The organism is Flavobacterium sp. NRK1 (genome assembly GCF_024054175.1).
Classification (GTDB): Bacteria; Bacteroidota; Bacteroidia; order Flavobacteriales; family Flavobacteriaceae; genus Flavobacterium.
Genome location: NZ_JAMXLA010000001.1, coordinates 2,914,641 through 2,941,323 on the forward strand (window position 1 = coordinate 2,914,641; position 26,683 = coordinate 2,941,323).

Here is a 26,683-nt window from a genome sequence, read left to right on the forward strand (position 1 = left end):
ATCAAAAAGGTGTATCATCTGTGTTAGTCTTATCTTCAATACTCCAGTTAGTAGGCTTAGCATTACCAAATGCATCACTAGGTTGCATGTTAGGTAGCGGAGCATTTTTTTGTATTTTATTTACGCGTTCGGTTTCTTCTTCTTCCTGATATAAATTATAATCTTCAACATCCATAAACTTTGTCTTATCACCAACCCAACATATACCGGCAGTAAAAGGAGCACCACCTCTATATTTAGCGAATATTATTTCAGTGTTAGCTCCTATGCTTTCAATGTCAGGATCAACTTCATAACCGTAATAATCAGCTCTATATATAAATTCTACTATATCAGCATCCTGCTCTATCGCGCCGCTCTCACGCAAATCAGACAGCAAAGGCCTTCTTGAAGAACCCCTGGACTCAACAGCCCTTGAAAGTTGAGATAATACAATAACCGGTATAGATAATTCCTTTGCTAATAGTTTCATCTTACGGGATATAGATGATATTTCCTGTTCTCTGTTACCACTTTTAGATGAATCACCAGCTAATTGCAAATAATCAATAATTAAAAGCTTAATATCTTCTTTTCGTTTCCATGATCTTGCAGTAGCTATTATATCACGAACGTCAGATGAAGCACTATCATCAATTAGTATCGGATAGTTTTTCATTCTATGCTTATGCTTTGAAAAAGTTGTAAAATACTCAGCTTTCTCAAAGCCTTTTTTTGTTATCTGAGACAAATGAAAGTTAGTATCTATTGCCACAGTTCTTGATACCAGTTGATATGCACTCATTTCAAGAGAAATAAAACCTATAGCGTCACCTTTTTTCGCATTTTCAATAACAGTCTTTAAAACATAAGCAGTTTTACCCATACCTGGACGCGCCGCTACAACTATTAATTCACCTGGCTGGTAACCGCTTGTTTGAAGATTTAATTTTTTATAACCTGTATGAACTCCGGTTAATTCTTCTTCAGATTGATGTGTAAGAAACTCTATTCTCTTTTCAATGATATCAAGCATTTGAGCATAGGTATTCGACTTTCTGCCGGAAAAAGATATTTCGCTTATATCATCAACAACCTCACTCATTTGCTGAAGAAGCTCAAGGCTATCCTTATCATCATCGTAGGCAATACTCAGTAATTTTGAAGATTCGAGTATCACCCTGCGCTTTATATAAAACTGCAGTAATATCCTGCTATGAAATTCAATATGAGCAGAAGAAGATATTTTTTGAGATAAGCTGATTATATAATAATCACCCCCGGCAACTTCAAGCTTACCCATAGTTTTTAACCTTTGCGATACGGTTAAAATATCTACACCAGAACCTGAATCGTACAGTTCAGAAATAGCTTCAAAAATAACTTTGTGCTTTTCATCATAAAAAACATCAGCAGTTTTTAAGATAAGCAAACACTCATCACAGCCTTTTGAATCTATCATCATTGCGCCTAAAACAGCCATTTCCACATCAATAGCCTGCGGAGGAACCTTCCCTTTTAACAAATCAATAACAACAGGATCCTGCTTTTTATATTTCAATTGATATTCGTTTTTTAGCGCTGTCATACAATATTTTTTCTATAAGTTTGTTTAGCATCACTATCACCCTGCAAATTCCTTTGCACGGCTTTATTCATGTTCTCTATCCAGTTCCTGGCATACTTGCCAAGCCGTGCAAATAAAATATCACCTTCCCAGTTCAAACCCTCAATTACAACCGTATCGGTAAAATCGGCGGCGAACTTTTGAAAATCGTTTCCGATTTTCGATTTATACTGCATCATTACCATTTCAAATTTTGTAGGAAATTCAGCTTCTAAAAACGCGAGAGCGCCTCTCTCTTTATTAATTGTATTATTATATGTAATATTCTCATATATAGAGGTGACTTTTTTGTCACTAGCTATTGATTTTTTTGTCACTACCTCGTGACTTTTTTGCGTATACCTAGTGATTTTTTTGTCAATAGTAATTTTGCGTTTATTTCCTACATTTTTTAAAATCTCAACATCAATATACCCGGCATCGCGAAGCTGTGAAATCCACCTCGAAATAGTCTTACTATCCACATTATACAATTCAGCAAAATAATCGTTAGCAGCAGTACAGGTACCCGTGCTGTTACATAAAGCCGTTATCTCGCCATACAGCAGTTTTGCGTTAGGCACAAGGCTGGCATCATAGCGCACCGATGAAGGTATAACAGCGTAATATCCTGGTGTTTCCATAACTACGCCGATTTTTTTATTTCAATAGCATTTAACATATCCTGCATCTGGTAAACATCCTTAACAAAAGCTCTTCTATCGGTCTGAATAATATACCTGCAGTTCATATAATATACTTCCTGAACGTAAAACAAACGTCCTTCAAAAACAATTTCAACACCTTCCAGCGCTTTTAGTTTTACTGAAAAATCATTATCAGGGAAATATTTATCCGAATGTTTCGGAATGTATTTTTTTACCACAGGCGCAGTCATTATCAACTCTTTAACCCTCATTTTTTTTACTGCAGGTAATTTTATTTTATCAGCAACAGGTTTTCTGTTACTCCGTTCCATTTTTTTTACACCCATAAGCTGCGCCCTGGCTCTTAATGTATGCGGATGCCTGTTCAGCTTCTTAGCCATAACATTAGTATCGCCATAAGCGTAATATCTTCGCACATACCTGTCATGCAGTTCAGGCCATAAATTATACCTTGATATTTTTTTCTTTTCAAGACCAAGCCTGTATGACCTCATAGTTACAGCATAAAGAGATCGCTGCAGGGTTTTGGCTAACAGCTTTGTACTATGAAAAGGGTAATACCTTCGTAAATACCTGTCATGCAACGGCATCCATACTTTTTTCCCCATAATCTTCTATAAAATTTAAAATCCGGTGTATCTTATCCCTGAAACCCTCACTTTCACCATACAATATTTTCATCCGCTCCACTATGGTAGGCACAAAATGAAAGTTGGTATTATAGGCAACTGCAATACCGCGCTGCCAGCCGTCATAATAATGCATCAGTATAAAAACCGCCACAAACTTGGGTGTCCCGTCATGCGGCCCGATAATATCATACTGCCTGCATTCATATTCATGCATCACTGCCGTATGCAGCCCTGCAATAACCATAGTATTAGTATGTGTTTTCATAGGCATGGTTATAATTCCCCCACAGGCACAGCGCTCACATGCCGTACCTGATCGGGAGGAAAAGTATTATTGCTGGAATATCCTAAGCTCAGGATACAGCTTTTTGATTAACTCTAATTGTTCATCAATTATCGCCCTGGTCTCAATATCAATTATCTCTTTTAAGTCAGGTGAAATAAGCTCACACGAAAAGTCTTTAGGGTTTATTTCTATTTCAACCACAACCGATCTTGGTGCAGTACCCACAAAAATTGGCAGGTTTAAAATAAACGAGTCGGGGATATTACTCTCAATAACCTTTTGAGCAATAGATTCCTTAGCATCACCACGTCGGTTATCGGCCGTTTCAAACTGCTTTTCAGTCTTAACCCTCACATCCTGCAACTCGCTAACAAGTCTCATAGCGATGTTTTTATCCTGAAAAAAGTGGCGGTTCATTTTTATAAACCGTGCCAGCGAATGGTTATCATACGCCTGTGCCTGGTTTATTTTCCATTTAGATAGTTCCGGGTGCAGCTTAAGCACACCCTCTACAGTATCACCAACCCCTAAACGGTCATTGTAACGCAGTTTTAAGAAAAGCGATTCATACGAATACACTACAAAACTATCCGGTATATTTTCAGGATCTATACCTGCTTTTTTAAGATATTCCTCCACAGCATTTATTGCCATGCCGGTTATAGTATATCCATTGTACTCTAACTGTGGTAATGCTTCGCCACGACGGATAATAATTTCTTTAGTACCGCCTTCCGAGTCAGTAATAATTTCATTTTCAGATAATACTTCAGACATTAGTTTGCTTTTTTAAATGTGTTATCAACTATACTGTATTGTTTTTCCTCAGGAAGCAAAGAGCGTTCAAACAATAAAACACCCTCTTTACTGTAAATACCCATACGCTGCTCGTGCTCATCTTTTATTAAAAAGACTTCACCGGTTACTTCTTCACTACGCGTCCTGATACACTGCAGCGAACCCTTTATATGCTCTTTTATAGGTTTTACCGTAGCGTTATAAATTTCTTTTGCAGACTTTAACACCTGCTCAGCAGCATCTATCTCAATAAGATTCTGACTAAGTACGTTTTGCATTTCCTGCAATTCACCTTCTTCCAGTTCTCGTGTGTATGTATATTTAGGGTCTACCTTATAGGCATTTTCCCTGATATACTTTACACGCTCATCAATTGGAATATCCTGTAAAATCCTTTGGTCCATATATTCAGTTTTAATTATTTAAACTTCTCATTAAGCCTGTCAATAGTTTCCTGCAGCCGCTTTACCGATTCCGCATCGTCGCGGTACGTTTTCCTTCGCTCGCGCCACTTCGAGTACTCAAGCAACACAATAAGCACGGCAAACATTACAATTGCCAGCATTACACCCCACAGCACTATCCACAGCCATGCATCAGCAGTAAAATCAGCCAGCGGTTTCATACAGTTAGCATTCTTTATACAGATCAGCAAACTGAGTACCCGCGTACTCCGCCAGCGCTCTCGATTTAAAGCAAAGGCGCGAGCTGACAAATGAGTGCGAGTCACCGTGACCGTAGCCGTTGTACGAGAAGCCGGAACCCGACGAACCGCCCATATCGAACCACGGATAGTACTTATACTCATCATCATTACCCCAATCCGGTACCCATCCGTCATTCAGCGCCTTAGCAATGATCATAAGCTTGATATTCGCTATTGCAGGCTTTAAAAATTCGGACATCACTTCAGGAAGCGTAATATTGATCTCAGCAGGAATACCCAGTTTTTCACAGGCATCCTCAAACGTTTTAATTGTTTCCATAATATATTTGTTGGTTTTAATAATTAAACTCCAATACCTCCAGACTGCAATACAGCATGCCTTTTCGGATATCTTTTATTAGCGATATACATATAGCCATAATGAAAAAACTCATTACCTTTTAAATACGCTTTTAACATACGCTGATAAAAACTCCTTTCAGCTTTATCTTTAAAGTTATCCGTCTTACCTAAAAATTGTCTCTTTTTCGGTTTATCCGAGAAAGCTTCTTTTTTGTTAATCTGATCCATATTGATTATTTTAATTAATTACTTTTTAAACACCGTTACCCATATGCTTTTTACAAGCAGTACCAGGCAGCCCAGCGCACACAACAGCCCTGTACCATACAGCAGCAACCATAACACTGTTATCACGTTTTCAAAAAACTGTATCATAAGCTGTCATTTATAAGTTTACCGCACCCGCACCATTCAAAACGCCCACGCGAACCAGCCACATTGCAGACCGCCACGCACCGCGGCTTAAAGAGGTTATCCGGTTTCCCGAAAATAGCCCGCATCTGCAGGGCAGTTATACCTTCCATATCCGCAGTAACCCTGCCTACGCGGCAGTGCTGGCCGTAGCGTGCATGCATACGGACCTTATACAGTTCATTATCGGCATGCGACAGTTGTACCATGCGTTCCAGTTCGGCAGTGGTCTTAAATTCTTTACCCATAGCTATTCGGTATATCCAAGCCTGCGCAGGGCACTTGTCATTATCATGCGCACGCCTTTAGCAGTTTCATACGTTTCCAAAGGTTTTATTTTACCATTCTCAATCCAGCGCTGCAGGCTCTGTTTAGAGCTTACAGGCAGCAGTTCAAGGCTAAGCACTTCTTTATAGGTAAGCGCATTACGCTTAAGCAGCTTGGCCCGAAGCGCATTCAGGCGGTGCTGCTTTACATTTTCAAGTTCATCACCGCGCACTATCACAAGCCCCTCGGCTTTAAGGTGCGCCATAAATTCCTGTATATCGATTAGCTGTGCCTGCATACTATTCCGATTTAAGTTGTTCAAGTACCGTTTCAACATCCCTGTTTACACTGTCATCTTTCACCCGACCAAGCCAGAAATTACCAAGCTGGTTCCAGCTGTCAACATCATTATATTTTGGAAGCTTTTCCGATATAATGCGTATAAAGCTCTGCCTGGTCTTAAAACCAAGACCCCTGTATTCATTAAGCAGCCATACAGCCTTACCCCATGAAGCCATTTCATTATCTACAGGCGATATGCAAATATTATTTTTCATACATTTACTGGTTTTTGTGGCATGGCACACTCTTTGAAAACTACATAGGCTTTGTTAGAGTGGCACGGCATGACAAATATAGAAAATAATACGAACAAACCAAACAAAATTGTGGAAAATAATACGAATTTAAGCAATAGATTGATGCAATTTATTGAATATAAAGGAATTAGCATTAACAAGTTTTCTGATAAAATAGGAACTTCAAACAGCTATTTTAATAAAGTATTCAAAAATAATACGTCAATAGGGTCAGATAAAATAGAGAAAATACTACGAACCTACCCCGAACTTTCACCTTCATGGTTATTTTTAGAAAAAGGAGATATGATAATTTCAGAAGGCAATTATGATATCAATAATGAAATAAAAATCATCAGCGAGCCTGAAAATTTTTACCATAATGCCGACAAGCTTGCCGATTATATTATTGAGAACACAGAAGACCTGCTGAAAAATAAAAAATTCAATACATGGTACGACAATATATTCCTTAAGGGTCGCATTGAAGGCCTTAAGGAATATATCAGGAATAATTTTGAAAAGGTTAGTAAATAATGTTTTGGGAAGAAAACGAAATAAATAGCAACAGCTGGCTTATTTCGTCCAAAAGCATACGGCGCTCACATTCCAGCGCAATAAGCCTTACATCATAACATAAGGTTTGTTGATCCATAATAGCAGGTTGGTTAATAGGTGGAAGTTTACAACGCTGTAAATGTTAAATTATTACAAATATTTTTAGTAAGTTTGATAAACCAATTTTTACCAACAATGAAAAAAATCAACCCGTTATACAAACTATCTGCCGGACTATTTTTAGTAGCAATTATAATAATTTCAATAAAAAACTTAACTAATAAAGAAAACATTGCAACATATAGAAAGGAATCTGATACAAACAATACAAAAGTATTTTTTTATATTTCAGGATGTGTATTTTTAGGACTTGTAGCCAGGCAAATTCAAAAAAGCAGGATCAATAATATAGCTAAAAATACTACTCAAAGCATTAGCATAAAAAAGAATAACACCTCTGAAAGCAAGAATAAAAAAACAGGCGATTTACGACGTGAAGTTAAGAGTTACGATATTAAAGGGTTAGAATATAGAAACATAAAAGATAGTGATAGAGGCTTTTTCTATGGCTATATTTCTCACATCGCTCATGAAAAAGACAAAAATGCAATACAGATAATTAATTCCGATAATAAATTAATAGGCTATTTACCAAAAGGTAAAAGCAAATTAGTTAAACACTTATACGAATGGCATAACGGAACTTTACCTTGCTGGGGAAACATTACTAACGATTACTATTTCAGAGGCTCTTATGTAAGTTTTCCATTAGGTTCACCCGCCAACGAAATTAATAAATATGTTCAAATACTTGAAATAGATAAAACTAATACTATTTTAAAAAATAAAAAAAGTATATCGCCTGATGAAGTTTTTACAATATTTGATAATTATTTAAAAGCACATGAGATATATCTAACATTAGAAAACAAACTAATATTAATTGATTCCCCTTACAATTTAATTGCAGGGTTCACAAAAAGGCTTGAAGAAAATAAGGATTGGAACCGCCTTATAAAACTTGAAAACTACATGCATATAATAAATCATATGCCGAAAACCACAAAACCAGCCACTTTACGCAGAATCGAAATAGCAAAGTCAGAGCTCGCCAAAATCTAACCAATTACCTTAAACAGCGCAGCATCGCGCACCGCTTCCGGGTAACGGTCTTTATAGTAGGTATCCACACCGTCGCGCTCATGGCCCATAAGCTCGCGCAGCAGGTCTTCTTCTATAAATAGCTGTTTGGCTATATTCCCAAAGGTATGGCGCGCCATTTTTATACCCAGGTTGCCGCCGGCACCTTCCAGTGCTATGCCGTGCCGTTTTTGTATCAGTACCAGCTTGCGCCCCATAGCCCGCCGAAAGGTTTTATACCCCTCATTATCCTTGCGCCACGGGAATAAATATTCACCCGGTTCGGCATATTTATCAATTATTGCCTGTGCTTTCGGGTGCAGCTTCAAATCTACCATAGTAGCCGAATTTCCTTTTACACGGTTAAAATACACGCGCCCGTTCTTAATATCGCTATGCTTCAGATAGTACACATTTATCAGGTCGGCACCGCCCAGGTAAAACTGCAGCAGCCAAAGGTCCGTCCAGCGGTGCATACTCTCATAGTCGTGTACCAGGTTTTCAATCTGCCGCACCGTATCGGCACCGGCAATCTTCTTGCGCGTCTGCGAACCCCGCACGGTAAGCCCCTTAAAAACACCCTCAAACGGCTTTTTATCGTCCATGCCGTAGGTTTTCACCGCTTTATTATATAAAGCCCGCAGCGTACGCAGGTAATGGCTTACAGTCGATTTTTTATTACCTATGGCAAACTTATGATCGCGGAACTCCATCAGCAGGCGGTAATCAATATCTGCCAGGCGCACTCCGCTCCTGAAATTTTCCAGCTGCGAGAGCCCCTCCTTATATACCCGGATATTGCCGCGTTTTTTATTGGCATTTACGTAATCCTTAGCCTTTTCAAACTTTTCAGCCGCCGATTCCATAGATGCAATAAGCCCGTCGCAGAACTCCTTAAATGTTTCCACACTGCTTTGCTGTTTAAAAAGCAGGCGGTACACTTTTTCAATATCCGTTTCACGGCTTTTTACCAGTTTGTCGGCAGCGATCTTAATTTTGGAAATAATAGGGTAGAGGATATCATAATCAGGATGCCTGCGCGAAATAATACCTTCATCGGCAATAAAGTGTTCTTTTTTACAACGGCCAACCTGGTATTTTTTCTTTTTCCCCTGGTGCGATATAACAAACGAAAGCGGATAACCCTCGGCAGTATCCTTTTCGCCTGTCAGCAGTTTAAGATTCACAGTCATACAAGTCCAATTTTTCAGGTAACCCTTTTTTAAAGTCCATACAAAGTACAAAAATGTATCAAAAGTTACCATTTTGTATCGGTAAATGTATAAAAAAGATTGTAATGTGTGAAGTGTATAAACAACAAAACCCCTGTAATAAGGGGTTTTAGTGTTGTGATCGCGTCAGGATTCGAACCTGAGACCGCCTGCTTAGAAGGCAGGTGCTCTATCCAGCTGAGCTACGCGACCCTGATCGTCGATCAAATTCAGTATTTTTTTGTCGGGGTGGCAGGATTCGAACCTGCGACCTCCTGGTCCCAAACCAGGCGCGATGACCGGGCTACGCTACACCCCGAAAAGAAGCGGAGAGACAGGGATTCGAACCCTGGCGACGTTTGCACGCCGACAGATTAGCAATCTGCTCCGTTACCACTCCGGCACCTCTCCTCTTTAAACCGCTCAAAAGTTTTACCCTTTTTGCGGTTGCAAATGTAGCAGTTGATTCTATTATCTGCAACTATTTTTAAAGGTTTTTTTGATTTTTTTGTAACGTTAACTTAAAGTCTTTAACAGTCAATACTATAGTGTCCGATATTTTTTAAAAAATTATTGAATGCACTTAAGGTTATTTATAAAATATCCTTCAGGAAAATATTTTTTTTTCATTGTTTCGCTGTCCAGTTCTTTTTTAACCGGGTAATCTACGGTATCATTTACATACTTAACCCTTATAAATGATATTGCATTTTGTTCCAGTTCTCCAAGAGAACCTTTTGTAAAAAGAAAAGTTCCGGTTAATATTCTTAAGTTATTTTTTTCATTTTCATCATAAACCAATCCGGAACACTGATCTTCCGTTGCGCTTATAAGTGTAATAATTTTACCGTTTGTAAGCTGTATATAGATTTTTGAAGCTCTGTCTAAACAATATACTTTTGGAAATTCTTTACTTTTTGCAAGCAGCTGAAAATTAAGGATGGGTACTCCTTCACTATTTGTGAGTGAAAAAAACATAAACTGAGATGTTCCTCCAAATACTTTTTCATACATAAGGTATTCTTTGGTAGATTTTAGTTCTTTTCCGTCTTCACTGCTCACAACAGTATATTCACAATCATTTTTTTGGGCATGGGTAAAAAATGTGGTACTAAGTAATAATAAAATAAAAAATTTCTTCATGGTATAGAATAGTATTGGACGCCAAATATAATCAAAATGTACTGGCAGATGCTTTTAAGGAAAGTATTAGCCTTCAAATAATCAATATTTCACTATAAAATAACTTTAGAGCAAATAAGTACTATTTTTTCATTTTTTATATTAGTAGTGAAAAAAGCATAAATGTTGCCACCATCTTTAATTTTCCATTTTTTGCGAAGGTCTTCAACTGTAAGCGGAAAGTTACGGGTTGTAATATTCATTTTTTTTGCTTCAAGCTGCTTCATTTCTGTTTTTTGATAGGGCAAAATAGTATCAATCACAAAACTTCGGCCTTCAAAGGGTATTAGTTTGTCTGAAGTATATAATTGGGAATGTTTTTGCAGCTTGGTAATTTTATAATGATGCGCTACAGCATCAAAAGCTCCTGATTTCATTATGGCGCTATTGGGCTCATATACATATTTTTTGGGCAGCGAATAAGGTGCTTCCTCCGTCGGTTCATAAGATGTGGTAAAGATATCTTCACCATCTTTAGTAAGATTTACAGCAGTAAGCATAGGTATGCCGTTAAAACCTTTATTTAATATCCAGAGCAATTCTTTTACTTCATTATTTACGGCTACTACATGAATAGCTTTAACAGAATGTAATTCGGATAAGCCGGCACTTATATCTAATATAGGAGCAGTCTTAATCAAAATATTATCGGAATAATTAAAATAGTTCTCAAGTAATTCAGGCACATTAGGCAGACAGTCCTTTAACATGAAAACCTTGCCTTTAGCATCATTCCGCCTGGCAGGGTCTATATAAATCCAGTCGTATTGTTTATTTGAATTGGTAAGAATGTCAAAACTGTCACCGGATATGCATTCAATATTTTCTGCATTTAATATTTTAAAATTATGTTTTGCAATTGCAGAAAGCTCCGGATTAATCTCGCAATGCGTCACTATTGTTATTTTTTTTGAGAAATAATAATCATCAATACCAAAGCCACCGGTAAGATCAATTAGACTTTTGCCTGGAACAAGCCCTGATTTGTATTTTGCTGCAATCTCAGATGAGGTTTGTTCCACAGATATTTTTGAAGGATAAATAATATTTTCGGCAGAATACCAAGTAGGGAGCTTATCCTTTGCTTTTTCACGCGCTGCAATTTGTCCGAGTAAATCGGTCCAGTCAATATCAGGGAAAGGATTTTTTTGCAGTGCCAGTTGGGTAACAGGCCTGCCTGTATTATCTATAATAAACTGCTGAATTTTTGGCAATAAAAGTTTCTCGAAAAGCAAATTTATATGTCTTTAGTAAGTAGTTTAACAACAATATTTTGTGGAAAAAACTCTTTAGCAACTACTTTAATAGCTGTATAAAGCGGTATGGCAATTATCATTCCCAGTATACCGAACAAAAATCCGCTGGCTAAAATTACTATAAATATTTCAAGTGGGTGCGAATTGACGCTATTAGAAAAAATCAGTGGAGAGGTAACATTATTATCTATAACCTGAGCAACGCAGTATCCTATGAATACGTACAACGTGGTAGATAGCATATCTCCTTGTGCTTCAGGGCCAATGTTACCCAATAATGTCATTATTACTACCAAAGCTGTAGCAATTAAAGGGCCTATATAAGGAATGATGTTAAGCAGAGCCGTTATAAATGCAATTATAAACGCGTTTTCTACACCAAAAATAAGCAATACTGTGAGGTATAATATAAATAGTACAGTCATTTGTAATATTAAGCCAATGAAATAACGACTCAATAAATGATTTATCTTATGGAAAGAGTTTAATATTTTATCTTCATGCTCGTCTGGCAGTATTTTTTTTGTACCAGACAAAAAAAGCTTTCTGTCTTTTAAGAAAAAGAACGTTATGAATAGTACTGATGCCAGTCCAATACCAAATCCGCTTAATACATTTATTAGTGAATTTATAAAATTGGGTATAAAACTAAAGTCTAACTGAGAGGTCAAATCAGCCTGTTTCATCAGTTTTTGTCCATCAATGTTGTGGCCTGAAAGGTAGCTGTTTACATGATTAAGCATTTGTGTAAAATCCTGCTGAAGCTTATCTGTATCAAGTAATGAAATATTTTCACTTTGGGAGATAATTAAAGGCACAAAAAGCATTATAAAACCAGCCAGAAGGCATACAAAAAATAATAATGTTACTATAACAGCCAGAACATGCGGGAATTTTAACTTGTGTTTTAAAAAGTTAATTATAGGGCTTGCTATCATGCTTAAGATTAAAGCAATAAAAAGATAGAGAATTACTGTTTGTATCTGATATAGAAAGTATAGCAGTATACAGCATCCTACAGTTATTGCTAAAGCTCTTAAAAGCCCATTAGCAATAGTTTTAGAGGTGACCATATGTTGATTGTTTTATACTCCGAAAGTATGAAAAAATTAACAAACTGAATATGCTTTAATATAACATTGTGAGTTGTAAATAGAGGAAATATTAGTTGTTAAAAGCATAGTTAACTATATTGGCGCCCATTTTAAGAGCCTTTTCCCGCACTTCCTTAGGGTCGTTATGTACTTCAGGGTCTTCCCAGCCATCACCAAGATCTGTTTCTACGGTATAAAGCAAAACAAGCCTGCCTTCTATAAAAATTCCCCATGCCTGTGGCGCTTTATTATCGTGCTCGTGTATTTTTGGCATACCCTGCGGAAAAGCAAAAGGACCTTTAAAAATTTCATGGCTTGCAGGTACTGCTACCAGTTGTTTATCAGGAAAAATTTTCGCGATTTCCTTACGTATGTATTTATCCATGCCGTAGTTATCATCTATATGAATAAAACCTCCTGAAGTAAGATAATTTCTTAGGTTAATAACATCATTATCGCTAAAAACTACATTCCCATGCCCTGTCATGTGTATAAAAGGATATGAAAAAATATCAGGGCTGCCGGCTTCAACAGTAGCTATTTTGGTGTTTATTTTAGTATTTATATTCTGGTTACAGAATTTGGCAAGATTAGGTACAGATGTAGGATTGCCATACCAGTCGCCTCCACCGGAATATTTAAGTACTGCAATTTCCTGCGCTATAAGCATAACGGGAGAAAGTAGTAATATATAAAGCAGTTTTTTCATGTATAATGATTGTGTGTAAATATAACAAAAGCAGGCTGAGCGACAAAGCTTAAATTTTGTGCTATATCTATCAATAAATACGGGATGCTTACTTCCTCAAAATTTTTTCCATTGCCTTTCCTTTTGCCAGTTCATCTACAAGTTTATCTAAATAGCGGATTTGCTGCATAAGTTTATCTTCAATGTCTTCTACGCGATAACCACAAATAACTCCTGTAATTTTTGATGCATTTGGGTTGATTTGAGGTGCATTACTAAAGAAGTCCTGAAAATTTGTATTGTTGTCTAATATGTCTTGTAATTCTTTTGCATTATAACCTGTAAGCCAGAAAATAATTTCATCTACTTCTGCTTTTGCACGTCCCTTTTTCTCTGCTTTAGAAATATAATGCGGATAAACTCCTGCAAACGACGTTTTTAAAATTCTTTCGTAATTTCTATCGTTCATTTCACCTTTATTAGCTGGTATAATTAAATTATTCAATAGTACTGTAAACTATTCTTCATTTACAAATGCCACGCTGTGTGCTGCCACAACAGCTGCAGTTTCTGTACGTAGGCGTGTATTACCCAAAGATACAGGAATATAATTTTGCTGCAATGCTAATGTAATTTCTTTAGTAGAAAAATCGCCTTCAGGACCTATTAAAATAGTAACTTCTTTTTTAGGTGCAACAGCATTTTTCAGCAAACGTTTTTCGGTTTCTTCGCAATGTGCTATAAAAAGCTGCCCTCGTTGCCCGGCTTTTACAAAACTATTAAAAGCTACAGGCTCATTAAGCTTTGGCATATAATATTGCAGTGACTGTTTCATTGCGCTTTGGATTATCTTCTCAAAGCGGTCAGCTTTAAAAATCGTTCTTTCACTGTGATCACAAATAATAGGAGTTATTTCTGTAATTCCAATTTCGGTAGCTTTTTCAAGAAACCACTCGTAACGGTCGTTCATTTTTGTTGGAGCTACCGCAAGATGAAGTGAATAGGGAGCAGGCTCATGAAATTTTTCTCCTTTAATTTTTACTTCACATTTTTTGTCGTTGGCAAAAATAATTTCTGACGTAAATAAATACCCCGTCCCGTTAGAAATATGTATTATATCGCCTTCCTTTTTACGTAAAACTTTTACAATATGCCTGCTTTCTTCTTTATCAAAAGTAAAGTTAGTAGCAAATGGCTGTATTTCAGAATTGTAGAATAACTGCATGTTATAGTTCTATTCTTGCTTTAGAGGTTACAGAAGCATCATTAAACTGATGTTCCAGGTATTTATGGTAACCTACAATACCAATCATGGCTGCATTATCGGTTGTATATTCAAACTTAGGGATAAAGGTTTTCCAGCCGTATTTTTTTTCTGTCTCCTTTAGTGTGCTACGAATTCCGCTGTTTGCAGAAACACCTCCGCCAATGGCTACTTGCTTAATCCCGGTTTCTTTTACAGCTATTTTAATCTTATCCATAAGAATATTAACAATTGTGTATTGAATTGATGCACAAATATCATTCATGTTTTCACTTATGAAGTCAGGATTTGTGGTTACATTTTTTTGTATAAAGTATAATATCTGAGTTTTTAGTCCGCTAAAACTAAAATCCATTCCGGGCACTTTTGGTTTTGTAAAAGCGAAAGCCTTCGGATTTCCTAACTGGGCATATTTGTCTATTAATGGTCCGCCAGGGTAAGGTAATCCTAATATTTTAGCACTTTTATCAAAAGCTTCTCCAACAGCATCATCAGTAGTTTCTCCAATAACTTCCATGTCAAAAAAGCTATTCACTTTTACAATCTGGGTATGCCCGCCACTTATGGTCATAGCAAGAAATGGAAATTCAGGTTTATCATATCCTTCCTCATCTATAAAATGAGCTAGTATATGAGCCTGCATGTGGTTAACAGCTATAAGGGGTACATTTAATGCCAATGCCATAGATTTTGCAAAAGAGCTGCCTACCAATAGCGATCCCATTAGCCCCGGGCCTTGTGTAAAAGCTACAGCATTAAGCTGTTCTCTTTTAATATTTGCTTTTTTAAGCGCTACATCTATAACAGGAACAATGTTTTGCTGGTGAGCACGCGAAGCAAGTTCAGGTACTACACCACCATATTCTTTATGTATTGCCTGCCTTGCAACAACATTAGAGAGTACTTTGTCGTTTTCAAGTATAGCGGCAGCAGTGTCATCACATGAACTTTCAATAGATAATATATATGTAGGTTTTTCCGGCATAATTTTAGGCACAAAATTTGGTATTATAAAAAAGGCTTAAAGCTAATTTAACAAGTATTAAAAATCCCTACTTTTGTTGATTATTTGCCATAGCAGCCAGTGTACAAATTTAAAACAATTAGCAGTATCAAAAAATTTAAAAAAATACTTATTAGGACGATAGTTGGTATTATCGTGTTTTTGCTGCTAATGGGTATTGCACTTTCATTACCTTTTGTGCAAACCCACATAGGCCACTATGCTACAAATAAACTTAATGAAGACTTTGGAACAAATATACAAATAGAAAAAATTGCTATTTCGGTTTTTGGTGGCGTAAAGCTTAAAGGAGTTTTAATACTTGACCATCATAAAGATACACTTATTTCTGCGGAAAGGCTTCAGACCAATATACTCAATGTAAGAGGAGTATTAAACAGCAAGTTGAGGTTTGGCACCATTAGAGCCCAGAAACTAAACTTCCATATGAAAACATACAAAGGAGAGAAAACATCTAACCTTGATGTTTTTGTGAAATCTTTTGATAATGGAAAACCCGGAAGCGGTAAATTCAGGCTTAGAACCAATGATCTTACAGTTCGTGACGGAAGATTTCGGCTTACTAATGAAAACGCTGTTACAGCCAGGGTTCTTGACTTTAAAAAGCTAAATGGTGAACTGAAAGATTTTTATATTAAAGCCAGCGACGTTTCTGCAGACATAAGAAAGCTTTCCTTACTTGACCATAGAGGGCTTTTTGTAGAAAATCTTAAGGCTAAATTCAGTTATACCAAAACTAATATTAAACTCGATGAACTGGAGTTGGTAACTACACAGTCGGCATTAAAAGGCAATGTTAAGCTGACCTATACAATTGCCGACATGAAAGATTTTGTAAACCGGGTTAAATTTGATTTTAAGATTGAAAGAGCAACGGTTTCTTCTAATGAGCTTAACTATTTTTACAACGAGTTTGGTAAAGACCGCAAGTTTTACCTTTCTACTACACTTGAGGGGCCTTTAAATAATTTTATTCTTCATGATTTAAAGTTACTGGATAATAAAGATTCTGAAATTATAGGTTCTGTAAACTTCAGGCATTTGTTTGACAAGCAGGGTCCCGGATTTTATATGAATGGTAATTTTGACAGAATTACTTCAAATTACAGCAACTTAAGAAATATGATGCCCCGGATTCTTGGCAAAAGTTTACCTGCTGTACTGGATAAATTTGGACGTGTTGATCTTGTTGGAGATGTTGTGCTTACTAAAACAGACCTTACTACCAATTTATATATAATGTCTGAGCTTGGAGAAGCTACAGCAGATATATCTGTTAATGATTATAATAAACCTGATACAGCCACATATCTGGGTACTATAGACTTGGACGGATTTAATCTGGGAGGCATGATCGGGAATAAAATGTTTGGGCTGGCAACCATGCATGTTGATGTTGACGGACAAGGATTCAATCAAAAGTCGCTTAATACAATCGTTAAAGGAAATATTACAGGATTTGCGGCTAATAATTACAATTATAAAAACATTAAAGTTGACGGTCAGTTTAAATGGCCATATTTTAATGGGAGTATAGATAGTAACGACCCTAACCTGAGAATGTCTTTTGATGGTTTATTAGACATGAGCAAAAACAGGAAAAACTATGATTTTCATGCTCAGATAGATTATGCTGATCTTCATATGCTGAATTTTATGAAGAAAGATACACTATCTATATTTAAAGGCGATATTGTAGCTAATGCCAGTGGTAATAGTATTAATACCCTCGCAGGAAATGTGCATGTAACTAATCTTTCATACCAAAACAGCAGAAATAGTTACTTTTTTGATGATTTTACCGTTGAAGCATCTTATGATGAAGATAATATAAGAACAGTCAGTTTTAACTCGAAAGATATAATTGAGGGCAGGGTAAAGGGTATTTATGATATTAATGAACTACCTAAACTTGTTGAAAATGCACTCGGCAGCCTTTACACTAATTACTCACCTTATAAAGTTAAGAAAGGGCAGTTTTTAGATTTTAATTTTATTATATATAATAAAATTGTTGAAATAATTAACCCAAATATAGTTGTTGGAGAAAATACTACACTTAAGGGGCGTATAAATTCTGATAAAGAAGAATTTGTCCTTTCCTTCGATTCGCCTAATATCTCTGTATTTGATAATGTTTTCAGTACCATAGAGGTTGATGTAAATAATAAGAATCCATTATATAATGCCTATGTAAATATAGACAGTATACGATTTAAAAAGTATAAAATATCTGATTTCAGGGTTATAAATGTTACCCAGAATGATACACTTTACCTGCGCTCAGAATTTAAAGGAGGCTCTAATGCAAAAGATTTTTTCAATTTAAACCTGTACCATACAATAGGTGAAGATAATAAATCTGTAGTGGGCTTTAAAAAGTCTGAAATGAGCTTTAAGGATAATATGTGGTATATTAATGAGGAGAGCGATACAGATAATAAAATAGTATTTAATAAAAAGCTTACTGATTTTACCATTAATAAACTGATCATGTCGCATAATGGGCAGAAAGTTGAACTTAAGGGTATGCTTAAAAATAAAGATTATAAAGACCTTAAATTAAGCTTTAATGATGTTGACTTAGATAAAATAACACCTTCACTGGACAGTTTAAGTTTTGGAGGAAGGCTTAACGGAGAAATAAGTCTTAAACAGAATAAAGAAGAGTTTCAGCCGGCATCGTCTATAATTGTAGATTCACTTAAAATAAATAAGTTTAATATGGGCGACCTTGCCCTGCAGGTTACAGGAGACAAGTCGTTCAGGAAATTTAACCTTAATGCATCTCTTTCCAAATATGATAACGAAAACTTTTATGCAAATGGTGCTATAGAATTAATAGATAAACAAACACTTCTTTCGATAGATGCCACACTAAAAGATTTAGATATAAGCCCTTTGGAAATTTTCCTTAAAAATATTTTTCCGCAAATAAGGGGTAAGGCATCGGGTAGGGCTGCTATTGTAGGGAACGCAAAAAAACCGGAGATTGATGGTATTATTTATCTTAACGATGCCGGATTAAAAGTAGGCTACCTGAATACAGATTATGATTTTGAGCCTAATTCTATGGTAGATCTTACAGAAGAAGCTATTACATTCAGAAATATTGAACTTATAGATACTAAATACAAAACTAAAGGAAGATTAAACGGAACTATAAGGCATAAATTATTCAAAGACTGGTCGATGGATAATGTAAAAATTGAATCGGACAGGTTTTTAGCTCTTGATACTGAAGATTCTGACGAAGCAATGTATTACGGAACTGCTTTTATAAAAGGTAAAGCTGAAATTAATGGGCCGGTTTCATCTTTATTTATTAAAGTTGATGCTTCTTCTGCAAAAGGAACTGATATAAAGATACCAATAAATAATGCGGGTGTTACAACCAACAATGCTGCTTTTATACACTTTTTAACTCCAAAAGAGAAAGAGAATAAGTTAAAAGGGATAGCGCTGCAGGATGTAACGAAAACCTTTAAAGGTTTAGAAATGCGATTTGACCTTGATATTAATGATGAGGCAAAAGTTGAGGTTATTATTGATAAAAATACAGGACATAGCCTAAGTGCAGTAGGAGATGGTTTACTGTTGCTGGAGATAAATACTCTTGGTAAGTTTAACATGAGTGGGGATTATGTAGTACGTAAAGGGACTTATAATTTTAAATATGGTGGGCTTATAGATAAAAAATTCACTGTTAAACAGGGTGGAAATATAGTTTGGGAAGGCGATCCTATGCGTGCCAGGCTTAATCTTGAAGCTGTTTACTCTCTAAGAGCGAATCCTTCAGCATTGTTAGAAACATCTTCTTTTAACAGGCCTATACCTGTAGAAGTAGGAATTATACTTACCGGTAATTTGACAAATCCCGAGCCCGACTTTCAAATTAACTTTCCGGGTGTGACTTCTGTAGTAAAATCAGATTTAGAATACAAGTTAAGTGATATGACAATCAGGCAAAATCAGGCATTGTCTTTATTATCTACAGGCTCTTTTGTTAGTCCAAACAGTATGAATGCAGGTACTGCTGTAGCCGGGAATCTTTTTGAAAAGGCTAGCAGCCTGGTTAATGGTGTTTTTGCTGATGAAGACAGTAAACTTAATATAGGATTAAATTACGTTCAGGCAGACAAGAATCCGTATGTAGAAACCAACTCTCAGGTTGGGCTTACAGTATCGTCTCAAATTAATGACAGGATTACTGTAAATGGGCAGGTAGGGGTGCCGGTAGGGGGTGTAAATCAGTCTCAGATTGTTGGTAATGTTCAGTTAGAAATACGTCTAAACGACGAGAATACACTTAAAGGAAGAGTTTTTAACCGTGAAAACGATATTACATTTTTAGGAGAGGGAATTGGTTATACACAGGGTATAGGATTAACTTATTCGGTAGATTTTGATACAATTCATGAATTATGGAGAAAGATATTCAGCGCTCCTGAGAAAAAGGAAAATGATGACAATTCGAGTTCTGATATTCCTGACTCTGAACTTTCACCTGAATATATTAAATTTATGGAAAGCAGAAATAGGAAAAAAACAAATACTAAACAAAAACCTCCTGAAAGGATACCTGAAACCGATTAATTCATAATTAATAAGGGAAAAAATTTTACTTTTAAATAAAAAGCAGGTGTTTTAAAGAGAAAACATCTGCTTTTTAAGTTTATTTAAGATAGTTTTAAGAAAAACTTATTAACGAAAACGTTTGAAATTTTGCATAATTGATAATAGAACGCAAAATCAAATAAATAAATGATATTAAATTATTAATTTTACAATCAAATACTAAAAAATGTCAGTTAATATAAAAAAAATAGGCGTGCTTACATCGGGTGGAGATTCACCTGGAATGAATGCCGCTATCAGAGCTGTTGTGCGTACATGTGCTTTTCATAATATTGAATGCGCCGGTATATACAGAGGCTATCAGGGAATGATAGAGGGCGATTTTAAAGAAATGGGGCCACGTAGCGTAAATAATATAATTAACAAAGGAGGCACAATACTTAAGTCGGCAAGGTCTAAAGAATTCATGACACCTGAGGGCCGTGCAAAAGCTCACGAAAATTTAAAGAAAAGCGGTATAGATGCCTTAGTGGTAATAGGCGGTAACGGCAGCTTTACAGGAGGGCTTATTTTTAATCAGGAATATGGTTTTCCTATTATTGGTATTCCGGGTACTATTGATAATGATATTTATGGAACCAGCCATACACTTGGTTATGATACTGCTCTTAACACGGTAGTTGAGGTTATAGATAAAATCAGAGATACTGCAAGTTCACATAACAGGCTTTTCTTTATCGAGGTTATGGGGCGTGATGCGGGACATATTGCATTAAATGCAGGTATAGGTGCCGGTGCCGAAGAGATTCTTATCCCTGAAGAAGATATGGGACTTGACAGGCTGCTTGATTCATTGCGTAAGAGTAAGGCGTCGGGCAAGTCTTCCAGTATTGTAGTTATCGCTGAAGGTGATAAAATTGGTAAAAATGCATTTGAACTTAAAGATTATGTAGAAGAGAATATGCCTGAGTATGATGTTCGGGTATCTATATTAGGCCATATGCAGCGTGGTGGTTCGCCATCCTGCTTTGACAGGGTACTGGCAAGCAGACTTGGCGTTAAGGCTGTAGAAAGCCTTTTAGAAGGTAAATCTAATTACATGGCAGGCCTTGTAAAAGATGAGATAGTGCTCACTCCGCTGGAGCAGGCCGTTAAAGGCAAATCACAAGTGGACAAAGAATTAATAAGAGTATCAGACATTGTTTCGATATAATTAACAACAACAAAAAACATCTATTCAAAATGACAAAAGTTAAATTAGGAATAAACGGTTTCGGCAGAATTGGTCGAATTGTGTTCCGCGAAACCTTCAACAGAGATAATGTTGAAGTTGTAGCAATCAATGACCTTCTTGACGTAGACCATTTGGCCTATCTATTAAAATATGATTCAGTGCACGGCCGTTTTGCAGGAACTGTAGAAGTTAAAGACGGACAGCTTTATGTAAACGGTAAACACATTAGAGTAACAGCAGAAAGAGATCCTAAAGTCCTTAAGTGGGATGAAGCGAGTGTAGATGTGGTTGCAGAATGTACAGGTATATTTACAACACTTGAAACCGCTCAGCAACACATAACAGGAGGTGCTAAAAAAGTTATCATTTCTGCACCATCTGCAGATGCTCCAATGTTTGTAATGGGAGTTAACCATGACAAAGCTACTGCTGCAGATACTGTTGTTTCTAATGCTTCATGTACAACAAACTGCCTTGCACCGCTTGCAAAAGTTATTAATGATAATTTTGGTATTGTAGAAGGATTAATGACAACTGTTCACGCTACTACTTCTACTCAAATGACAACAGACGGACCTTCAAAAAAAGACTGGAGAGGCGGACGTGCTGCAAGCGTAAATATTATTCCATCATCTACGGGTGCTGCTAAAGCGGTAGGAAAAGTAATTCCGGATTTAAACGGAAAACTAACAGGAATGTCTTTCCGAGTTCCTACAGTTGATGTATCTGTAGTTGACCTTACAGTAAAAGTAGCTAAAGAAACTTCTTATGAAGAAATAATGAGTGTTCTTAAAAATGCTTCTGAAACAAGCCTTAAAGGTATTCTTGGTTTTACAGAAGATGATGTAGTTTCTCAGGATTTTATTTCTGATTCAAGAACAAGCATTGTTGATGCTAAAGCAGGAATCGGACTTAACTCCACTTTCTTTAAGCTTGTATCATGGTATGATAATGAGTATGGCTATTCAAGTAAACTTATAGATTTATCGGTGCACATTGCATCTTTATAATATTTTTATAACTTCGTCCCGCCTTTAAATATTAAGGGCGGGACTTTGTCTTTTTATATAAACGGCTTAATATTGTCTTAACCCAAATATAATATGCGGGAGCTATTATATATATAAACAAGGCAAAACTTAACCCAAAACTTACTCAGAGAAAATGAAATTATTAGTAGACAGTGGAGCTACAAAAGCCGATTGGATTGCGCTGGATGAAAATGGTGACAGGCTTTTTAACTCACAAACTTTAGGCTTAAGCCCCGAAGTAATTAACAGGGAAGAAGCCTTAGAGCGTCTTGAAGCCCGTTTTGATATATACAATAACAGAAATGAGGTTACTGCACTTTATTTTTATGGTGCAGGATGTGGTACAGACAGAATGAAAAACTTTATGAAAGGTATATTTCAGGAGTTTTTCCCTAATGCAGAAATTAGTGTAAAAGAAGATACTTACGCGGCGGCTTATGCTACAAATCCTAATAACGATAAAGCAATTATATGTATTTTAGGTACAGGGTCTAACTGCAGCTATTTTGATGGTGAAGAATTACATCAAAAAGTACAGTCTTTAGGCTACATTGCTATGGATGACTGCAGTGGAAACCGTTTTGGACGCGATCTTATCCGGGCATATTATTTTAATAAGATGCCTGCTGATCTGGCTAAAGAATTTGAATCTGAATATAATCTTGATCCGGATGTAATTAAGCATAATCTTTATAAAGAGCCTAATCCAAATGCATATCTTGCTACGTTTGCTAAATTTCTTATTCAGCATAAAGATAATGCTTTTATAAAAGGGCTTATTACTGACGCTATGCAGGTATTTGTAGATAATTATATTACACAATATGAAAACTCGCATGAAGTGCCGGTTCATTTTGTAGGTTCAATTGCATTTTATCTTAAAGCAGAGCTTGCAGAAGTTCTCGCTAAAAACGGATTAAAACTTGGTAATGTATTAAGGCGACCTATTGATGGCCTTATAGAATACCACGAATTAAATAAATAATATATGGAAATTGCCATCATTGCCCATGACGGCATGAAAGCCGAAATGGTTCAGTTTCTTAATAAGCATAAAGATATCCTGATAAAAGAAGGTATTAAGCTCATTGCAACCGGTACTACCGGCAGCAAGGCTGAGAAAGCCGGTTTTAAGGTAAAAAAAATGCTTTCAGGGCCATTAGGGGGTGATGCACAAATTGCCGGCAGGGTAGCAGAAGGGAAAACTAAAATGGTATTCTTTTTTAAAGATCCTTTATCCAGCCACGCTCACGAAGCTGATATTAATATGCTGCTCAGGGTTTGTGATGTGCACAATGTGCCACTGGCCACAAACCCTGCGTCAGCAGAGTTATTTTTGCTCGCTATAGCACAGCAATCATAGAAATTTCTACATTAACATTTTTAGGCAGTTTTGCCACCTGAACCGTTTCTCTTGCAGGGGCGGTTTTTTCGTTAAAATAGGCGCCGTAAATGCTGTTTATTTTTGCAAAATCATTCATGTCGCTAATGAAGATAGTAGATTTGATAACATTTTCAAAAGTCATTTCTGCTGCATCCAGAACTGCTTTCATGTTTTCCATAACCTGTTTTGTTTCTGTCTCAATATCACCTGTTACAAGTTCTCCCGTTTCAGGATGAAGTGCTATCTGTCCTGAAGTATAAAGAGTGTTGCCTGATAATACAGCCTGACTATACGGACCGATAGGTGCAGGAGCCTTATCGGTAAAGATTATTTTTTTCATTGATATATTAATATTGATTGTTTACTGTAATTGCCTGTCCGGTACCTGGCGTTTATCCCATTTAATATCGCTAAGAACAGAAGATTTAATACCAATGAAGAAGCCCCAATAAGTATTGTCGCCAAACGGAACCCAGTTAAAGTTCATCCTCCAGCTTAAGAGGTCTCTTTCAAAGCGTAATTGTGTAAATGTTACACCGTTTTGCACAAAATCATAACCAGAAGAGAATCCCATTTTCCATCGCGGAGTAATATCAAAATCTCCTGATACCATTATAGAGTTTCCTGTTATTTTGTTTTGCCTGTTATTGTTAGAATAAGTTAGAGAGTAGGCAAGGCTTAAATTCCAGGGCAATTTGGCATTAAAAAAACCTCCTTTAGCTTTATCAGTAGTATCTACCGTATCTTCTTCCTCATCAAACATACTTTTGCTGCTATCGTTAAGATTATTAGCCTGACCGAAAAGATTATCTTCACGGCCACCATTACGGGCCGTCTGATTGTTTTTATCTTTTTTATCTCCCTGGCCATCAGTGCTGCTTATGGAGTAGCCTAATGATATGTTGGCACTTGTCATTCTGAAAAGACTACCACCATTATCAATATTATAGGTGTCAATTCTTTGTCCGGAATTGTTTATAGCATAGGGATCTAATGTTGCTGCAAAATTTACATTCATTTTATCTTTAAGGAGTGTTGTCCCTGCTGTTACCCTTAGCGGAGCCCATGCTAATGAGTCAGCTGCCATGTCGTAGCTGGTGGTAAAGTTAAGGTTATTAAGCAGCATTACTTTTTTGGGTTTCGCTTCAGGATCATCTTCATCATCATTTCTTACTTTGGCTTCGATGGTATTATTTACAGCGATACCTACAACATTAGAATACGTTTTGCCGGGAGCCCCAAATAGACCACCTTCAAATATTGTATAGTCTCTGTAGTTCCCACTGGCATCAATCCGGTAAGTATCCCAATATCTGTCAAAACTTGGCGTATATGTATATGATAGGGAAGGGCGCATTACGTGGCGGATTGCCTGTATTTTTTTAGTTTCGCCAAAAGTATAAGTACCATAAACTGTTGTACCGATACTGGATGAAAAATTATACGTTCTGAATGCTTCAAAACCTTTTACGTTCTGAATAAGTGTATCTTTGTTAATTTCTTCGTTATATTCTCTTCTTATAGTATTTAATACCCATGTTTCCTGATAAGTTGAACTGGCAGAAACACTAAAATGTTTAAATAACTTGAAGTTGGTGCTTAAAGGTATTGTATGCTGCATCCCGGTTTTGGCATCTCTAAACATTTCCGGTTTAAAGAATAGAGAATCCGTCGTCTGAATTCTGTTTTCTCCCTTAACATTATATTGCAAATTAATATTTTTGATTATACCCTTTTTTGGGGCATCTGCGGGAGCGAATGGAAATATTCTGTCTACACTGGCCTGTAGTGTAGGCAGTGTCATATTAATAGTCTGGGTATTTGTATTTTGATTATGCGTGGCGCTTAAAGATACATTTACCTGTGGTACACTCTGAAATGTTTTTGAATACGATACAGATGAATATAATGTATTATTTAATGAAGAACCTACGTTGTCAAGACTTAATGAATTTCGGTAATATTTACTGGAACCTAAATTTACGCTGGCAGAAAACCTTGAGTTAGGATTGGCTTTTGAATCCTGGTTGTGAGTCCATTGTATATTGTAGTTTTTAGTCCTTGAATAATCAGGTAATCCACGTTCACTGTTTATTATGTTTTCGTATCTTATATAAACATTACCGCTATATTTATACCTGTTGGCATAACTGGATTGAAACCGGAGCCCGTAACTGCCGTTTGTATAATAATCTCCCGTAACTGCGAGGTCATAATAATCTCCCAGGGCAAAATAGTACCCCCCATTTTGTAAATAGTAGCCCTGTCGGTTATTGTCTCCAAAAGTAGGTACTAAAAAGCCTGATTCGGCTTTATCACTCATAGGAAAAAAAGCAAACGGCAATGCTAATGGTGTAGGTACATCTGCAATCCACATGTTTGTAAGGCCAACAACTACTTTTTTTCCGGGTACAAACTTTATCTTATCAGTATAAAAATAGTATTCAGGATTATTAATGTCTTTAGAAGTTGTAAAACGTGCACCTTTGATATAGTAAACAGAGTCGTTTTCTCTTTTGGTTATTTCTCCTTTTATCCTGAATTCTCCCTGATCAGATCTTGAGTTCCATATCCTGGCTTTTTTTGTTTTTGTGTTAAAGTGTATAGAGTCAGCCTCTACAACATTATTTCCCTGTTTAAAATAAGGATATTGTGAGTAATTGCCTAATGAGTCTTTTATCCTGCCGGCAAAAATCTCATTAGTATCATATCTCATAATAATTTTGCCCGATTTAAGTTCTATATCTTTATAGTTTAATGTGGCTTTATTGTAGAGTTCAAGTTCTTTTTTCTCCTGATCTATTT

General features: G+C 36.4%; 31 protein-coding genes and 3 tRNA genes. 7 read left to right on the plus strand and 27 right to left on the minus strand.

Annotated elements, in window-relative coordinates:
- Nucleotide 1 precedes the first annotated feature (1 nt).
- From NHE85_RS13385 to NHE85_RS13440, 13 genes are all read right to left on the minus strand, one after another.
- Entirely contained in the window at nucleotides 2–1,567 is a 1,566-nt protein-coding gene (locus NHE85_RS13385; protein WP_252812647.1) for a replicative DNA helicase, read from the minus strand.
- On the minus strand, nucleotides 1,564–2,229 hold the full coding sequence (locus NHE85_RS13390; protein WP_252812648.1) for a helix-turn-helix domain-containing protein: 666 nt from the start codon (nucleotides 2,227–2,229) through the stop codon (nucleotides 1,564–1,566). The genes NHE85_RS13385 and NHE85_RS13390 overlap by 4 nt, the downstream gene beginning before the upstream one ends.
- Nucleotides 2,230–2,231: 2 nt before the next feature.
- Complete coding sequence (locus NHE85_RS13395) at nucleotides 2,232–2,861, minus strand: hypothetical protein (RefSeq protein WP_252812649.1); 630 nt, start codon at nucleotides 2,859–2,861, stop codon at nucleotides 2,232–2,234.
- Nucleotides 2,830–3,150, minus strand: coding sequence for a hypothetical protein (locus tag NHE85_RS13400; RefSeq protein ID WP_252812650.1), 321 nt, complete (start codon nucleotides 3,148–3,150; stop codon nucleotides 2,830–2,832). The genes NHE85_RS13395 and NHE85_RS13400 overlap by 32 nt, the downstream gene beginning before the upstream one ends.
- Before the next feature lie 66 nt (nucleotides 3,151–3,216).
- Nucleotides 3,217–3,948, minus strand: coding sequence for a YfdQ family protein (locus NHE85_RS13405; RefSeq protein ID WP_252812651.1), 732 nt, complete (start codon nucleotides 3,946–3,948; stop codon nucleotides 3,217–3,219).
- A complete protein-coding gene (locus NHE85_RS13410; RefSeq protein ID WP_252812652.1) occupies nucleotides 3,948–4,373 on the minus strand; it encodes a hypothetical protein in 426 nt (141 codons plus the stop codon). The genes NHE85_RS13405 and NHE85_RS13410 overlap by 1 nt, the downstream gene beginning before the upstream one ends.
- A 14-nt stretch (nucleotides 4,374–4,387) precedes the next feature.
- A complete protein-coding gene (locus NHE85_RS13415) occupies nucleotides 4,388–4,594 on the minus strand; it encodes a hypothetical protein (protein WP_252812653.1) in 207 nt (68 codons plus the stop codon).
- Between the two features lie 4 nt (nucleotides 4,595–4,598).
- Nucleotides 4,599–4,955: a hypothetical protein gene (locus tag NHE85_RS13420; protein WP_252812654.1), complete on the minus strand. Its 357-nt coding sequence runs from the start codon at nucleotides 4,953–4,955 to the stop codon at nucleotides 4,599–4,601.
- Between the two features lie 23 nt (nucleotides 4,956–4,978).
- On the minus strand, nucleotides 4,979–5,206 hold the full coding sequence (locus tag NHE85_RS13425) for a hypothetical protein (RefSeq protein WP_252812655.1): 228 nt from the start codon (nucleotides 5,204–5,206) through the stop codon (nucleotides 4,979–4,981).
- 18 nt (nucleotides 5,207–5,224) lie between these two features.
- Nucleotides 5,225–5,353: a hypothetical protein gene (locus tag NHE85_RS16760; protein ID WP_256474580.1), complete on the minus strand. Its 129-nt coding sequence runs from the start codon at nucleotides 5,351–5,353 to the stop codon at nucleotides 5,225–5,227.
- Entirely contained in the window at nucleotides 5,350–5,598 is a 249-nt protein-coding gene (locus tag NHE85_RS13430) for a hypothetical protein (protein WP_252812656.1), read from the minus strand. The genes NHE85_RS16760 and NHE85_RS13430 overlap by 4 nt, the downstream gene beginning before the upstream one ends.
- 41 nt (nucleotides 5,599–5,639) lie before the next feature.
- The gene (locus NHE85_RS13435; RefSeq protein WP_252812657.1) at nucleotides 5,640–5,954 is read right to left on the minus strand and encodes a hypothetical protein; all 315 of its coding nucleotides are present in this window, start codon (nucleotides 5,952–5,954) and stop codon (nucleotides 5,640–5,642) included.
- 1 nt (nucleotide 5,955) lies between these two features.
- Nucleotides 5,956–6,213, minus strand: coding sequence for a hypothetical protein (locus tag NHE85_RS13440; RefSeq protein WP_252812658.1), 258 nt, complete (start codon nucleotides 6,211–6,213; stop codon nucleotides 5,956–5,958).
- Nucleotides 6,214–6,324: 111 nt separating this feature from the next.
- Between NHE85_RS13440 and NHE85_RS13445 the strand changes: the two genes are divergently transcribed.
- Nucleotides 6,325–6,771, plus strand: a complete 447-nt coding sequence (locus tag NHE85_RS13445) for a helix-turn-helix transcriptional regulator (RefSeq protein WP_252812659.1) — start codon at nucleotides 6,325–6,327, stop codon at nucleotides 6,769–6,771.
- On the opposite strand, the gene NHE85_RS16765 is transcribed toward NHE85_RS13445, so the two are convergent.
- Nucleotides 6,761–6,889 carry a hypothetical protein gene (locus tag NHE85_RS16765; protein ID WP_256474581.1) on the minus strand — a complete coding sequence of 43 codons (129 nt, stop codon included), beginning with the start codon at nucleotides 6,887–6,889 and terminating at the stop codon, nucleotides 6,761–6,763. The genes NHE85_RS13445 and NHE85_RS16765 overlap by 11 nt on opposite strands.
- 98 nt (nucleotides 6,890–6,987) lie before the next feature.
- On the opposite strand from NHE85_RS16765, the gene NHE85_RS13450 reads away from it, so the two are divergent.
- Nucleotides 6,988–7,914, plus strand: coding sequence for a hypothetical protein (locus NHE85_RS13450; RefSeq protein WP_252812660.1), 927 nt, complete (start codon nucleotides 6,988–6,990; stop codon nucleotides 7,912–7,914).
- Here NHE85_RS13450 and NHE85_RS13455 read toward each other — a convergent pair.
- The 11 genes from NHE85_RS13455 to tsaD all read right to left on the minus strand — a co-directional run bounded on the left by NHE85_RS13455 (nucleotide 7,911) and on the right by tsaD (nucleotide 15,612).
- Nucleotides 7,911–9,125, minus strand: a complete 1,215-nt coding sequence (locus NHE85_RS13455) for a phage integrase SAM-like domain-containing protein (RefSeq protein ID WP_252812661.1) — start codon at nucleotides 9,123–9,125, stop codon at nucleotides 7,911–7,913. The genes NHE85_RS13450 and NHE85_RS13455 overlap by 4 nt on opposite strands.
- A 157-nt stretch (nucleotides 9,126–9,282) precedes the next feature.
- Nucleotides 9,283–9,356 (minus strand) — tRNA-Arg (locus tag NHE85_RS13460).
- Between the two features lie 31 nt (nucleotides 9,357–9,387).
- Nucleotides 9,388–9,462: transfer RNA gene (locus NHE85_RS13465), tRNA-Pro, on the minus strand.
- Nucleotides 9,463–9,470: 8 nt separating this feature from the next.
- Nucleotides 9,471–9,554: transfer RNA gene (locus tag NHE85_RS13470), tRNA-Ser, on the minus strand.
- 159 nt (nucleotides 9,555–9,713) lie between these two features.
- The gene (locus NHE85_RS13475) at nucleotides 9,714–10,286 is read right to left on the minus strand and encodes a hypothetical protein (RefSeq protein WP_252812662.1); all 573 of its coding nucleotides are present in this window, start codon (nucleotides 10,284–10,286) and stop codon (nucleotides 9,714–9,716) included.
- A 92-nt stretch (nucleotides 10,287–10,378) separates the two neighbouring features.
- Entirely contained in the window at nucleotides 10,379–11,560 is a 1,182-nt protein-coding gene (locus tag NHE85_RS13480) for a class I SAM-dependent methyltransferase (protein ID WP_252812663.1), read from the minus strand.
- A 2-nt stretch (nucleotides 11,561–11,562) separates the two neighbouring features.
- The gene (locus NHE85_RS13485; RefSeq protein WP_252812664.1) at nucleotides 11,563–12,654 is read right to left on the minus strand and encodes an AI-2E family transporter; all 1,092 of its coding nucleotides are present in this window, start codon (nucleotides 12,652–12,654) and stop codon (nucleotides 11,563–11,565) included.
- Nucleotides 12,655–12,745: 91 nt separating this feature from the next.
- A complete protein-coding gene (locus tag NHE85_RS13490) occupies nucleotides 12,746–13,384 on the minus strand; it encodes a DUF4159 domain-containing protein (RefSeq protein ID WP_252812665.1) in 639 nt (212 codons plus the stop codon).
- Between the two features lie 88 nt (nucleotides 13,385–13,472).
- Complete coding sequence (locus NHE85_RS13495; protein ID WP_252812666.1) at nucleotides 13,473–13,832, minus strand: DUF2200 domain-containing protein; 360 nt, start codon at nucleotides 13,830–13,832, stop codon at nucleotides 13,473–13,475.
- 48 nt (nucleotides 13,833–13,880) lie between these two features.
- Nucleotides 13,881–14,588: a 16S rRNA (uracil(1498)-N(3))-methyltransferase gene (locus NHE85_RS13500; RefSeq protein WP_252812667.1), complete on the minus strand. Its 708-nt coding sequence runs from the start codon at nucleotides 14,586–14,588 to the stop codon at nucleotides 13,881–13,883.
- Between the two features lies 1 nt (nucleotide 14,589).
- Nucleotides 14,590–15,612, minus strand: a complete 1,023-nt coding sequence (tsaD, locus tag NHE85_RS13505) for a tRNA (adenosine(37)-N6)-threonylcarbamoyltransferase complex transferase subunit TsaD (protein ID WP_252812668.1) — start codon at nucleotides 15,610–15,612, stop codon at nucleotides 14,590–14,592.
- Nucleotides 15,613–15,786: 174 nt separating this feature from the next.
- On the opposite strand from tsaD, the gene NHE85_RS13510 reads away from it, so the two are divergent.
- The 5 genes from NHE85_RS13510 (at nucleotide 15,787) to NHE85_RS13530 (ending at nucleotide 23,857) form a co-directional block, all read left to right on the plus strand.
- Complete coding sequence (locus NHE85_RS13510) at nucleotides 15,787–20,247, plus strand: translocation/assembly module TamB (protein ID WP_252812669.1); 4,461 nt, start codon at nucleotides 15,787–15,789, stop codon at nucleotides 20,245–20,247.
- A 208-nt stretch (nucleotides 20,248–20,455) separates the two neighbouring features.
- Nucleotides 20,456–21,442, plus strand: a complete 987-nt coding sequence (gene pfkA, locus NHE85_RS13515; RefSeq protein ID WP_252812670.1) for a 6-phosphofructokinase — start codon at nucleotides 20,456–20,458, stop codon at nucleotides 21,440–21,442.
- Between the two features lie 29 nt (nucleotides 21,443–21,471).
- Entirely contained in the window at nucleotides 21,472–22,473 is a 1,002-nt protein-coding gene (gap, locus tag NHE85_RS13520; protein WP_252812671.1) for a type I glyceraldehyde-3-phosphate dehydrogenase, read from the plus strand.
- A 154-nt stretch (nucleotides 22,474–22,627) separates the two neighbouring features.
- On the plus strand, nucleotides 22,628–23,479 hold the full coding sequence (locus tag NHE85_RS13525; RefSeq protein WP_252812672.1) for an N-acetylglucosamine kinase: 852 nt from the start codon (nucleotides 22,628–22,630) through the stop codon (nucleotides 23,477–23,479).
- 3 nt (nucleotides 23,480–23,482) lie between these two features.
- Entirely contained in the window at nucleotides 23,483–23,857 is a 375-nt protein-coding gene (locus tag NHE85_RS13530) for a methylglyoxal synthase (protein ID WP_252812673.1), read from the plus strand.
- On the opposite strand, the gene NHE85_RS13535 is transcribed toward NHE85_RS13530, so the two are convergent.
- Entirely contained in the window at nucleotides 23,838–24,218 is a 381-nt protein-coding gene (locus NHE85_RS13535) for a RidA family protein (RefSeq protein ID WP_252812674.1), read from the minus strand. The genes NHE85_RS13530 and NHE85_RS13535 overlap by 20 nt on opposite strands.
- A 21-nt stretch (nucleotides 24,219–24,239) precedes the next feature.
- Nucleotides 24,240–26,683: putative LPS assembly protein LptD (locus NHE85_RS13540; protein ID WP_252812675.1), on the minus strand; the 2,444-nt coding region annotated here is incomplete at its 5' end.

What these genes read in the sequence shown, in the direction of transcription:
- NHE85_RS13400 (WP_252812650.1), bottom strand. Translation starts at nt 3,150, where the DNA reads ATGAAAACACATACTAATACTATGGTTATTGCAGGGCTGCATACGGCA.
- NHE85_RS13475 (WP_252812662.1), bottom strand. Translation starts at nt 10,286, where the DNA reads ATGAAGAAATTTTTTATTTTATTATTACTTAGTACCACATTTTTTACC.
- NHE85_RS13420 (WP_252812654.1), bottom strand. Translation starts at nt 4,955, where the DNA reads ATGGAAACAATTAAAACGTTTGAGGATGCCTGTGAAAAACTGGGTATT.
- NHE85_RS13440 (WP_252812658.1), bottom strand. Translation starts at nt 6,213, where the DNA reads ATGAAAAATAATATTTGCATATCGCCTGTAGATAATGAAATGGCTTCA.
- NHE85_RS13455 (WP_252812661.1), bottom strand. Translation starts at nt 9,125, where the DNA reads ATGACTGTGAATCTTAAACTGCTGACAGGCGAAAAGGATACTGCCGAG.
- NHE85_RS13430 (WP_252812656.1), bottom strand. Translation starts at nt 5,598, where the DNA reads ATGGTACAACTGTCGCATGCCGATAATGAACTGTATAAGGTCCGTATG.
- NHE85_RS13405 (WP_252812651.1), bottom strand. Translation starts at nt 3,948, where the DNA reads ATGTCTGAAGTATTATCTGAAAATGAAATTATTACTGACTCGGAAGGC.
- NHE85_RS13490 (WP_252812665.1), bottom strand. Translation starts at nt 13,384, where the DNA reads ATGAAAAAACTGCTTTATATATTACTACTTTCTCCCGTTATGCTTATA.
- NHE85_RS13485 (WP_252812664.1), bottom strand. Translation starts at nt 12,654, where the DNA reads ATGGTCACCTCTAAAACTATTGCTAATGGGCTTTTAAGAGCTTTAGCA.
- NHE85_RS13495 (WP_252812666.1), bottom strand. Translation starts at nt 13,832, where the DNA reads ATGAACGATAGAAATTACGAAAGAATTTTAAAAACGTCGTTTGCAGGA.
- NHE85_RS13530 (WP_252812673.1), top strand. Translation starts at nt 23,483, where the DNA reads ATGGAAATTGCCATCATTGCCCATGACGGCATGAAAGCCGAAATGGTT.
- NHE85_RS13385 (WP_252812647.1), bottom strand. Translation starts at nt 1,567, where the DNA reads ATGACAGCGCTAAAAAACGAATATCAATTGAAATATAAAAAGCAGGAT.
- tsaD (WP_252812668.1), bottom strand. Translation starts at nt 15,612, where the DNA reads ATGCCGGAAAAACCTACATATATATTATCTATTGAAAGTTCATGTGAT.
- NHE85_RS13435 (WP_252812657.1), bottom strand. Translation starts at nt 5,954, where the DNA reads ATGCAGGCACAGCTAATCGATATACAGGAATTTATGGCGCACCTTAAA.
- NHE85_RS13415 (WP_252812653.1), bottom strand. Translation starts at nt 4,594, where the DNA reads ATGAAACCGCTGGCTGATTTTACTGCTGATGCATGGCTGTGGATAGTG.
- NHE85_RS16765 (WP_256474581.1), bottom strand. Translation starts at nt 6,889, where the DNA reads ATGGATCAACAAACCTTATGTTATGATGTAAGGCTTATTGCGCTGGAA.
- NHE85_RS13390 (WP_252812648.1), bottom strand. Translation starts at nt 2,229, where the DNA reads ATGGAAACACCAGGATATTACGCTGTTATACCTTCATCGGTGCGCTAT.
- NHE85_RS13450 (WP_252812660.1), top strand. Translation starts at nt 6,988, where the DNA reads ATGAAAAAAATCAACCCGTTATACAAACTATCTGCCGGACTATTTTTA.
- pfkA (WP_252812670.1), top strand. Translation starts at nt 20,456, where the DNA reads ATGTCAGTTAATATAAAAAAAATAGGCGTGCTTACATCGGGTGGAGAT.
- NHE85_RS13425 (WP_252812655.1), bottom strand. Translation starts at nt 5,206, where the DNA reads ATGGATCAGATTAACAAAAAAGAAGCTTTCTCGGATAAACCGAAAAAG.
- NHE85_RS13525 (WP_252812672.1), top strand. Translation starts at nt 22,628, where the DNA reads ATGAAATTATTAGTAGACAGTGGAGCTACAAAAGCCGATTGGATTGCG.
- NHE85_RS13410 (WP_252812652.1), bottom strand. Translation starts at nt 4,373, where the DNA reads ATGGACCAAAGGATTTTACAGGATATTCCAATTGATGAGCGTGTAAAG.
- NHE85_RS13535 (WP_252812674.1), bottom strand. Translation starts at nt 24,218, where the DNA reads ATGAAAAAAATAATCTTTACCGATAAGGCTCCTGCACCTATCGGTCCG.
- NHE85_RS16760 (WP_256474580.1), bottom strand. Translation starts at nt 5,353, where the DNA reads ATGATACAGTTTTTTGAAAACGTGATAACAGTGTTATGGTTGCTGCTG.
- NHE85_RS13395 (WP_252812649.1), bottom strand. Translation starts at nt 2,861, where the DNA reads ATGGGGAAAAAAGTATGGATGCCGTTGCATGACAGGTATTTACGAAGG.
- gap (WP_252812671.1), top strand. Translation starts at nt 21,472, where the DNA reads ATGACAAAAGTTAAATTAGGAATAAACGGTTTCGGCAGAATTGGTCGA.
- NHE85_RS13500 (WP_252812667.1), bottom strand. Translation starts at nt 14,588, where the DNA reads ATGCAGTTATTCTACAATTCTGAAATACAGCCATTTGCTACTAACTTT.